Source organism: uncultured Bifidobacterium sp., assembly GCF_963540075.1.
Taxonomy (GTDB): domain Bacteria; phylum Actinomycetota; class Actinomycetes; order Actinomycetales; family Bifidobacteriaceae; genus Bifidobacterium.
Window position 1 is genome coordinate 1 of the sequence record NZ_CAUTOG010000046.1, and the last position, 11044, is coordinate 11044.

An 11044-nucleotide genomic window follows, 5' to 3' on the forward strand; every position below is an offset into this window, starting at 1 on the left:
CTGGCTCAAGGAGCAGTTCGAGATGGCCGAGAAGGAGGGTGAGAACGTCGACCGCGCGGATTCCGACCGCGAGGTCGAGACGACCCGCTGACCCATCCTCCGATCCCCGTACGGAAGACGGGATCCACAGCCCCGGGAGCGAACACCAGCCGATGACGATGGCGGCCTGGACGGCGGATCTACTCCTTCGGCAGCTGGGAGATCCAGGAGGAGATGAGGCGGCTGCGCTTGCGCGCCACCAGACGGGCCCTCACCCGGTGCCAGACGATCGTGGCCACGAGGATCCCCACGAAGACGATGAACAGGATCTGGCACAGCGCCGCCAGGGAATGCAGGAGAAAGGCCGCCGCCCACGACCCGAGGAACAGCACCACCGACATCATGAGCAGGAACGCCATCGCACACTCCCTTCGACGCACGGTCTGCCGGATTCGCATCCGCGGAAAGTCCCGGCTGCCACGGAAACCACACTAGCGCATACCGTGCGCGCACCCGACAGACGCGCATCGTCCGCCGGGTGCCCCTCCTCCCGCCCAGCCATCCCCACCGCACTGCGCTATTCCTCCTCGGAGCCCGATGCCTTCGGAAGATAGCGACCGTCACGGATCTCCTGGAGGATCTCCTCCTCGCCACGCGGCTCGGCCGGGACGTATCTCTCCTTCACGGGCCCGTAGTCGATGTAACACAACGTCGCGGATATGCCTCCGAGAGGAACACCAAGCTGCCGTGCCACCAGCAGCCGGTACACGTCCAGCTGCACCAGACGGCTCCTGCGCGTGGCGTCATCGTCCGGACGCCTGCCGGTCTTCCAATCCACGATGACGTACCGTCCGGCGGCACCACCCGGGGCCTCCTCCTCGGGACGCCGCGGGTCGAAACCCCCGACGAAGACCGCATCCAGCCTCCCGTTGACGGGAAGACCGTCGACGACGGTCGTTATGGATGTCTCCACCGCGACGGGACGACGCCGGGCCCAGACCGAAGCGGCCAGACGCCGACGCCACACCCTCTCCCCATCGTCCAGGCCGGGGTCCACGGACAGCTCCGCGAGCATGGAGTCCCTGTCGTCGACGTCCCCATCCAGCACCGCGTCGAGGAATCGCGCCGCCCACTGGTGGAAGAGGGTTCCCCGACCGGCCACCGACGACGGTCTGGAGGGCATGGGGCGCAGGATGCTCAGGGCGATCTGCCGGAGGCCGCGCCCGCTGTTCCGAGCGGCCAGCGTGCCTTCCAGAGCGGTGGTTCCGAGATTCATGCGCGCGCGCACCTCGTTGGCGCGCGCGATGAGGTCGGTGACGGTCTCGGACGACCCATGCGCCCGGAGGAGCTCCTCCGCTCGCGCCGACAGCGGCATCGTTCCGGAGATGGGGGACGTCCCGGCGGCCGACGACCCACTCAGCGCGGTCCCGTCCGCCGCATCCTCGTCCGCCATCGCCTCGTCTATGACCTTCGCGGTCATGTCAAGGATCCCACGGGTTCGCGGTTCGACGTCACCTGGCCATGATTCCTCGAAACCAGCGGTTCTCGTGAGTTCGCCGGCGGCGGCGATGAACGACAGCTCGGCGTCCGCCACGGACTGGATCAGACCGTCGACGTAGCGATTCCCCTCGTCGGCTTCGGCACCGTCCCGGAATGGCACCCGCACGAAGCCGACGGGCGTCACCGCATCGGCGGGGAGTCCGGGACCGAAGCGGGGAAGTGCGCGGACGACGGCCCCCTCAAGCGTCCGCACGTCGACGCCGCCGGTTCGGAAGCCTTCGAAAAGCTCGCGCCAGAACACCGAGGCGCGACGGACGCCGCGCGACCCCCCCTCGTCGGGCGCCAGGGGATTGGGCCGGACCATTCCGAGCTCGTCGCTCCAGGAAGGGTTCCGACGGGCGGAATAGGTGACGAGGACCTCTCGGCTGGCGCGGGTCAGCGCCACATAGGCCAGGCGACGCTCATCGGCATGGCGGCGGCGGCCGTACTCCTCGCGCTGACCCGCGTAGCCGGACGCTCCCGCCCGACGGCGGCCGTTGGCCGTGTACAGGCCGTCGACCGTCTCATGCTCCAGCTCATCGAGGTCGGACACGTCCCGGAGATTTCCGCGATGCGGGAACCTCGGCAGGATGGACCGGTCAGCCCTGACGGGTGCCGGAACGGCCGCGGGGTCATCAAGCCAGCACCGGCTGGTGGACAGATAGGCGGGCCCTCCGGGGACGTTCCAGTCCTCGTCTCTCGGACGGACGATGGACAGACGGTCCCCCTGCTCGGAGGGGAAGGTCCCCTCGGACATGCCCACCACGGCCACGGCCGGCCATTCGAGCCCCTTGGCCTGGTGGACGGTCATCAGCACGACGTCCATCGAATCGTCGATGCCCGTGGCCGGCCCATCGGGCTGTCGCTCGAGGGCCTCGAACCACTGGAGGAAGCCCAGCACCGTGGGCCGGCCGGCCCTGAGCTCGCGCGCATAGGCATCGACCTGGCCCAGCAGGATGTCGAGCGCGTCCCGCCATGTGGGACCGTAGCCCTCCGATCCATCGGAGCGCAGCGCATCGGACACGGCGTCATCCGTCTCCATGTCCAGGGCCTCGGCGGCTGCCCGGACGGCATCGGGCACCGACAGGCGCCCCGCGTCCTCCACGGACCGCAGCATCCGCGCCATCCGTCCGGCGACGGAACGGCCGACTTCCGACAGCCCCGCGGACCTCATACGCCTTTCCAGACCGGCCGACAGCAGGACGTCGGCCAGGAACACGCCCACCGGAAGAGGCATGTCCTGCCGAAGCCTGGCGACGACCCGGCGCCGGGCGGCGGGCGTGCGCCCCTCCGATTCCATGGTGCGGCCGGATTCGACCAGGCAGCGGAACTGGTAGTCGACGTTCGCCTCGTCGGCCAGGCCCGCGAGAACGCGCAGGTCATTCGCATTCATCCCGAAGCGGGGGGATGCAAGCAGACCGAGCAGCGCAGCGGGGTCGGAATGGTCCGACTCCGCCTTGAGAAGGGCAAGGAGATCCGCGATGTCCGGACGGCCGGCGAGCGGAGTGTTCCCGATCACCTGACCGCGGAGCCCGTGTTCGGCGAGGGCGTCCGCGAAAACCCCCATCTGTCCGCGACTGCGGAACAGCACTGCCACGGGAGGATGCCGTCGGTCCGTCGCGGAGACGGAGGAACGGGAATCATCACCTGAATCGTCAGAAGAGACGTCGGCGGCGAGCGCGACGGATCGGATGCGGTCCACCGTCTCCCGGGCGAACGTCGCCACCGCCAGAGCCTCCTCCTGCTGCGTCTCGAATCCCATCACCCCGCAGAACGGCGGAAGAGCCTCGGCGGGGTCGTTCGCGCCCGCCTCGCGACGACGGGACACGGAACGCGCGGGCGACGATGACACGGGCCGCAGCGGCGCGACCGGGACCTCCCTGCTGTCGCGAGGCACGCTCGTATCCGGAAGATAGGGCTTATGGAAGGCGTCCGTAAGACGGTTGGCGGCGTCGAGCACGACCGCCGGATTGCGGCGCGACTCGGTGAGACCGTACCGCCCCTTCGGATGGAAGCGGTCCGCGAACTGCCGGAAGGCGCCGGGGCTGGCACCTCTCCAGGAGTAGATCGACTGATACGGGTCGCCCACGGCGGTCACCGACGAACGATGGGAGTCGTCGCGATGGAACAGCTCGGCAAGCAGGGAGGCCTGGGTGGTGGAGGTGTCCTGGTACTCGTCCAGGAACACATGGGTGTACCGGCTTCGATATTCGGCGCCGATGGACGGGAAACGGCGCACCAGGCGCAGCGCCGCCACCGTGAAGTCGCTGAATTCCGCCATGCCTCGCCTCCTCTTCTCGTGCGCGTAGTCGAGCACCAGAGGAAGCAGCAGCTCACGGCGTCTGGTGACGACGATGAGATGCTCCAGCACCGCCCTGCGGAAGGGCGTGATCTTGGGGGTGCGGACACGGCCCACCATCCCGTCCGCCTCCAGCCACTCCTCGAAGGATGCCCCCGCGGACTTCGTCTCGTCATAGCGCGGCGGGGCGGGCATGGCATCCGTCGGGACGACGCCGGCGGCATCCGGGAACGCCTCGCGTCTCAGACGTTGGAGTACCTCCAGGAAGCCTTCATCCCAGGACCTGATCCTCTCCACGGCGTCCTCGACAGTGGGGCATTCGACGCCGATCACGGAATCGGCGATCGCCGAGGACAGGGCTCGGATCTGGCTGATGACGCCCTGCAGGGAGCCGACGTCGGAGCCTGCCGACTGGTCCACGTCCCCCGGATCCTCTCCGACCAGCCCGTTGGCGAAGAGATAGTCGATGCTCCTCGAGACGACGTCGCTGACCATCTGGATGGACCCGGCCTCACTCAGGGGCTGCGTGCGGGGGTCCATGCCGATGAGTGCCCCGTACTGGGCGACGATCGACTGGAAGAACGCGTCATAGGTGGATACCCTCGGCTTCATCACGATGGACTCCACGCGTGGCCCGGACCCGCGCTCTCGCCCGGTCTCGTGGCCGATCGCGTCTCCGGACGCCGCATCCACGGCCGCCGACACCCGGGAGAGCAGCTCGGCGGCCGCGGCCCGGGTGAAGGTGAGTCCGAGAATCCTCGATCGGGGGACGCCTCCCCTGACGATCAGCGAGATGATTCTCCCCGTCATGGTAAAGGTCTTGCCCGAGCCAGCTCCGGCGACGACGAGGACGTCCTCGTCGGCGGGCGCGTCGATCACCGCCCTCTGCTCCGGGGACGCCGTGCTCAGGACGTCCTGAAACGACCCCTTCGGCGCAATCCTCGCGGCACGCTCCTCCGATGCCGTCATGACCTCTCCCTTCCCATCACGGTCTCGATTCCCTCGGAGCATCGGGGACAGACCCCCGCATACCGGCAGTATCTCCGATGCGCACCGTCCACGACGGGATGCGGAGGCACCAGATCCGTGGTCGTGACGGCGGCCGCGTAGAACACCCTGGCGATCATCGACAGGGCCCAGAAGGTGAGTCTTCCCTCGTCCCTCTCCCTGAGCAGACGGGACCATGCGCCCGCGGACACCGCATCGGGCCTGTCGCCGAGGACCGGGAAATCCGGGAAAAGGGTCCAGAGATCCCTCGCGTGGGAACGAGGACGATACAGTCCGGCGTTGAGATGGTCTCCGTCGAAGATCGGTGGCTGCGCGGCGTTCTCGGCGTAGAAGAAGTACCCCGGCGCATCGTGGACGGACACGTCGAAAAGAGCGGCCGCGGAGACGGGAGGATGGAACCCGAGGATTCCCTCGTCCGGCGTCGCGTCCGCGAAACGCAGGGCGAGCTGGTAGCACACCAGCTGCAGGTCACCGAAGCACTCGGGGCCCGAATGCCCCCTCCCCCCCGTCTTGAAGTCGACGATCCTGCAGAAGTCCCCCTCATCATCGGAACGCAGCTCAAGACGATCGATGCGCGAGGTGAGCAGGATGCGAAGATCCGGACGGAAGTCGTGGGGAAACCCTCCGGCGAGCACATCAAGGATTCGCACCATGTCGTCAAAGCCGACGGGGTCGGCGCCCGGGACGGCGTTGTAGGCGTCGAGGACGTCCCGAATCCCGAATCGCGATGGGACCCTCAGCTCACAGGACACGTCCCGCAGCACCCCCATCCGGGGGTTCGCCTTCCCTGTCGCGTAGTCGGGCAGATTCGCCTTGACGAAATAGGCGGAGATGTCCCGGAGGATGTCCGTGACCCCTCTTTCCCTGCCTCGGACCCGGAAGATGTCCCCGACGCCGTCGGCGGCGTCAAGCGGGCCCCGGACCTCGCCATAGATGCCCTTCAGCTCGCCCGTGAGAGCCCTGATGCGGCCATTCGCGTCGTCCGTCGGCAGTCCTCCGCCGTCGGGGCCGTGCAGGGAAGCGTCCGGACGGTCAAGACCCCTTTCGCTGGCGACCTGCGCGACGCGATGGATGATGGTCCCGAACGACATGGCCACCCCCGACGGCGTCGGACCCGACATCTGCCGTTCCAGCAGCGCGCAGACGGGGCAGGACCAGATGGCGTCCACCGTCGAGGGGCTCAGCGGGACCAGGGGTCCGGCGCTCGTTCGCGCCGCCGCGGAGGCGGACCCCGCGGCGGCGGGACGGGACGCGCGGTTCTCCTGCCATCCGTCGGTGCTCTCGTCGGCCGTCTCCACGCCGTTTTCCCCGCCCCGCGGATGCAGAAAGGACCAGAAGCGCGGATCGGCCCGCTCGTATCCGGCGCGTGACAGCGTGACGAGGGCATGGACCGGGTCAGACAGCAGATGTACGGGGGGTGTGGCCGCCCCGCTGACGGACGCGGTCTCCTCCGCGTCCCCAGAGCCCTGACCATCATGGGAGTCCCACCACGCGGCCACCAGACGGGTGAGCTCGCGACGGGCGGCGACGACCAGCCCGTGCGGCGTCGAGGGGACTGCGGCACGAGACCCGACGTCGACGAAACGGGCCGCCTGACGGCTCTGACGTCGAGGGAACAGCTCGGGCGCATAGACGGACAGGAAATCCGAGGGAATCTCGTCATCGTTCCATGAGGCGCTGAGGATGAGGTCCTCGCGCGCACGGGTTATCGCGACCAGAAGGCTTCTCTGCTCGCCTCGAAGCACCTCCCGGTCACGCTCATCGAGTGACGGCAGCCCCTGCGGCGCGGGGCCCCTGCGATGGCCGGTCCCCACGGAGCCGCGAAGGGCCAGACCGGCCAGTTCGTCGGCACCGAACATGGTGTTGCGGGGGGCGAGGTTCGGCCAGATGCCTTCCTGGAGCCGGGGCATCCACACCCGCTTCCAGGATTCCCCGACCGCCCCCGCAGGCGTGGTGAGGGTGACGGCGTCGAGAACCGGGTGCGTCCGCGACAGGGAGTCGGCAATGACGTCCATGCCCGACACCTGGCCGACGAACTCATCGAGCGTGTGGAAGTCACCGCCCTGCGAGGCGTAATCGAACAGGCGGACGGCCACGTCGAGCCGGTCATTCGCGAGATCGGATTCAGGGCCAAGACCTATCGCCAGACTCTGCCAGCGATCGGCGACGCCCGATCGGTCCCACGCGGACCACAGCGCGGACGCGGGGTCATCGCCTCCGACGACGCGAAGATCCGCGGCGACGTCGGCGACGGTGCGCAACGCGTCGTCAAAGGCCGCGATATCGGGAGACCTCCCGGCGATGCGATCGGCCGCCTCCAGCACCTCCCGCGCAAGGGACGCGAGAGGGTCGGCAGCCCCATCGGAATCGTCACTATCACCCGGACGGGCGCCGGAGACGGTTCCGCGGGAAGGAAGATGTCGAACGAGCAGCCCGGACAGCCAGGCCACGGAACGATCCGGAACCGGCCGGACGACACCGGTGGCGGTCATGGAAAGCGAATCGGCATCGCCATCGCCATCGGCGCCGAGACCTCCGGCTCCGTGGGACGTCGAAGTTCCCCAGGCCTGGGCGAGCGATCGCAGGCCCCTTGCCGACGGCTCCGCATCAGTGGCGTCATGGGACACATCATCGACGCCACCGAGGGCCGTCGCCATCGCCACGACCGAAGCAAGCGCGGACCGCACGGCGGACAGTCGCAGAGGCCGGCGCGGCCACGACCGAACGATGGCCGGGTCCCCTGGGGACCGTCCGTCGGCGTGATGCATATCGCCGGCGGCGGCGACGGTCTCCGGCGGGACCTCGCATAACGGGCTGGATAGATAGGTCTCCAGCTCCGCCATGATGGCCCTGTCCCGCTGGACGGGAAGAGGAACCTGCGAGGCCTCGTCGACGGAGGGATCGTCGCCGAAATCGTAGGTGCCGTTGCGCATGCGAGCCAGCCGTAGCAGGGACAGCAGGCCCTGGACGAGCGGATCCGTGGCGAAGGACCGGGTCACGGACGAATAGCGCACGGGAATCCCCAGGGTCCTGAGCCTCTCGCCGAAGGCATGCACGGTGGAGTTGTCATGGGCTATCACCGCCATCTCGCTCCACGGCATCCCTGCGAGATGGGCGTCCGCAATCTGACGGACCACGTCGTCGGTCTCCTGGGCGGGCGACCGGTAGAGCAGACCCGAGACGCCGGACCGACCCCGGGCGAGCAGCGGATCGTCCTTCGGGACAACGGCACCGGACAAGGATCCGTGCAGATCGGGGAGCTTCCAGGGACGACGGGGAAGAGGGCCAAGTCCATCCTCGTCCGAGGTGATCGACAACGAGACCCTCGAGGCGATCACGGAACGGTAGTCCGGGTCATCCCGGGACGCCCGACCGTCGTCGACCGGTCCGAGACCGACGGGCACGGCCCCGAGCCGTCCGACCGCCGATCCACAGGCCGCGCGGTCCCCGTCGTCCCCGTCCGCCGATGCGACGGCGCATGTGAGCAGAACGTCCGGCGAGGCTCCGCGGAAGGTCTGCACGGCCTCGTCGGGATCGGCGACGAGGACGATCCGTGACGCCGGTTCCAGAGCGCGCAGGAACTCCATGCCCGCAGGCGTGAGATCCTGGGCGTCATCGACGATGACGGTCCCCGGTACGGCCGGGGCACATCCCGAGGGATCCCGCCGAAGCTCGGACGCGGCGGCGCGCAGCAGCGCCGACGAATCGAGGCGGGACTCGTCGGGGAATCGTCGCGACACCGCCTCGGAGTACTCGTCGCGGAGCCGGAAGGCGAGCGTCCACTGAAGTCGCAGACGCTCACGGACGTCGGATCCCGGATCGTTCGACCCCTTATCGCCGGATTCGCACCCTCCCTCACCGATCCCGTCCAGACGATCCAGGATCCTTCTCCTGTCGTCCTGCGAGTCCGCCACCTCGGTGATCCGCGCGAACATCTCCCTGAGCTGCGCGGCGAACGACGGGGTCAGACACCTGTCGAACACGGCGGCCGTCGTGCCCTGCGCCGCCATGGCGGAAGGAGAGGTGGCGGTCGGTCCATCCGCCGATGTGACGCCTCCGCCCTCCACGGAGTCTGCGACGGACGCCGAAGACACCGCGAAATACCGGGCCAGCAGGATGCAGGTGTCGCAGGAATCACCTCTGCGGGCATGGTTCCGGTGAGCATCGAGGACGCCTTCGACGAGCGCGTCCTGCTCGGCCCCGTTGAGAAGACGCGGAGGCATGGCGCCGGACGCCGAACGGGCCCGCGCCAGCACCGCGAAGGCCAGCGCGGGCAGGGTCGTGACGAGTCTGGGGGTGGTGGTGGACCCGATGCGCGACAGAATCTCCTCGTTGAGGTCACGGGCGATCCGGCGCAGCGAGCACACCATGAGGGCCGGGGGGGCGGAGCGAAGAGACGGACCCTCGTCGCCCTTCACGAGGCGCTCGAGGGTTGTCAGAGCGAAGCGCGTCTTGCCTGCGCAAGGGGCTCCCAGGACGAGAAGGGCGTGCGAGATCTCGCCGCCGGGAGCGCGCAGACGGTCGCCGAGAAGATCATCGACCGAGGCCGACGCCTGGAAGAAGCGGCTGGTCTCACCCGTCTGCTCGGGCTTGGTGCGACATGGGTCGTCACGGCGATCCGGCCGTTCGGATTCGTTCGTCATCCGTCACCTCATCCTTCGACCGCCGTCCACAGCCCCGCCGTCCATCGTCGGGGTCGGCGACCCGTCATTCCCCTTATCGGACAATACCGCCATCATCGCCGCGTCATCGCCGGCATGCCGTCGGTCCGCAACGCTCTCCGCTCCGGTCCCAGCCGCCTCCGCCGGCCGCATCTCACCGCGCGTCTCCGACCCACGCCTCCGCCTAGACTGGAGCGGCAGGCCGGAGGAATCCGGGAATCAGGACACGAGGAGGAGGCGCGCCGATGACGGGCATGCGGGACGTGGCGGCAAAGGCCGGCGTGGCGCTGAGCACCGTCTCCCTCGTCGTCAACGGAACGGGCTACGTCTCCCGGAGCGCGCGCGAGAAGGTGCTCGCGGCCATGAAGGAGCTCGACTACGTGCCCAACGAGCTGGCTCGCAACCTCCACCGCAACCGCACCGACCTCATCGGCGTCATCGTCCCCACGATCCGCCATCCCTTCTTCGCCACGCTCACCGCCGCCATCCAGAACCGCCTGGCCGACCGGGGACTGCGCACGCTGCTGTGCTCCACGACCGACGCCGAGCAAGGCGAGGCCGAATATGTCGACATGCTGCGCCGCCGCATGATGGACGGCATAGTCGTGGCCTCCCACACCGACCACGACGTCGCCTACTGGACCTCCATCGGCAGACCCGTCGTGGCCTTCGACCGCGTTCTGGGCCAGGGGATCCCCACGGTGGCCTCCGACCATGAGCAGGGCGGGAATCTGGTCGCCGACCTGCTCCTCGGGTCCGGGGCGCGCCACGTGGTCATGGTCGGCGGGCCGCGCCGCCAGTTCCCCGACGCCCCCGGAGTTCCCACGAGCTACCCCACCGTGCGCTATCACATGACCCTCGAGGAAAGGCTCAGGAAGGCCGGGGTCCGGTATGACTACCTCGAGGCCGGGGAGGTGTGGGATCTGGACGGATATCGCACGGCCGTCACCCGCGCCTTCGACGCGACCCCCGGCATGGACGCTCTGGTCAGCTCCGACATAGGGGCCGCGCTCGCCGTCCAGGAGGCCTTTCGGCGCGGGGTGGCCGTGCCGCGTGACCTGCAGATCGTCGCCTACGACGGCACGTATCTGTCCGATCTGTCCGGCATGCACCTGACGGCGGTCAGGCAGGACTTCGCCGGACTGGCCGCACTGATCGCCACGCGCCTTCAGGAGAGAATCGACGCCGGGGATTCCAAGGATTCCGGAGCGGGCAGACGGCGCGGATCATCCGCGTCCGGGATGCCGGGGCGTCGGATCGCCCCCGCCGCCCGGGGAATCCCCCCACTCACCGGCGTCCCCATCGACACCGTCCCCGTCAGGCTGCGCATCGGTGACAGCACCTGCGCCCCCGCTGGAGGCCGCTCGGACTGCGACTGACGCGCGCCCGACGACGGCGATCGCACAATCCCACGGGCTCGTCCGCCGGCGCGACCATTCCGCGCCCTTCCCGACGCGCCCGTCCGCCACGGGTCCTGCGACGGAATCCTCCGCCGGCGGGAATCACCTTCCTGTCGTCGGGCTTCGGACCGCGACACGCCGACGGCCTCCGTCATCCT

Annotated in this window: 4 protein-coding genes; 1 reads left to right on the plus strand and 3 read right to left on the minus strand. The window is 68.9% G+C overall.

What is annotated here, in order from left to right:
* Positions 1-179: 179 nt before the first annotated feature.
* The 3 genes from RWX87_RS05795 to RWX87_RS05805 all read right to left on the minus strand — a co-directional run bounded on the left by RWX87_RS05795 (position 180) and on the right by RWX87_RS05805 (position 9468).
* Positions 180-398: a hypothetical protein gene (locus RWX87_RS05795; protein ID WP_314688539.1), complete on the minus strand. Its 219-nt coding sequence runs from the start codon at positions 396-398 to the stop codon at positions 180-182.
* Positions 399-556: 158 nt separating this feature from the next.
* Positions 557-4786: a UvrD-helicase domain-containing protein gene (locus RWX87_RS05800; protein WP_314688540.1), complete on the minus strand. Its 4230-nt coding sequence runs from the start codon at positions 4784-4786 to the stop codon at positions 557-559.
* Complete coding sequence (locus RWX87_RS05805; RefSeq protein ID WP_314688542.1) at positions 4783-9468, minus strand: PD-(D/E)XK nuclease family protein; 4686 nt, start codon at positions 9466-9468, stop codon at positions 4783-4785. The genes RWX87_RS05800 and RWX87_RS05805 overlap by 4 nt, the downstream gene beginning before the upstream one ends.
* Before the next feature lie 263 nt (positions 9469-9731).
* On the opposite strand from RWX87_RS05805, the gene RWX87_RS05810 reads away from it, so the two are divergent.
* Positions 9732-10865 (plus strand): LacI family DNA-binding transcriptional regulator, encoded by a 1134-nt coding sequence (locus RWX87_RS05810; RefSeq protein WP_314688544.1) that lies wholly within the window; start codon positions 9732-9734, stop codon positions 10863-10865.
* The last annotated feature ends 179 nt before the right edge of the window (positions 10866-11044 follow it).

Excerpts from the sequence above, each read along its gene's own strand:
- RWX87_RS05800 (WP_314688540.1), bottom strand. The coding sequence starts at position 4,786 with ATGACGGCATCGGAGGAGCGTGCCGCGAGGATTGCGCCGAAGGGGTCG.
- RWX87_RS05810 (WP_314688544.1), top strand. The coding sequence starts at position 9,732 with ATGACGGGCATGCGGGACGTGGCGGCAAAGGCCGGCGTGGCGCTGAGC.
- RWX87_RS05795 (WP_314688539.1), bottom strand. The coding sequence starts at position 398 with ATGGCGTTCCTGCTCATGATGTCGGTGGTGCTGTTCCTCGGGTCGTGG.
- RWX87_RS05805 (WP_314688542.1), bottom strand. The coding sequence starts at position 9,468 with ATGACGAACGAATCCGAACGGCCGGATCGCCGTGACGACCCATGTCGC.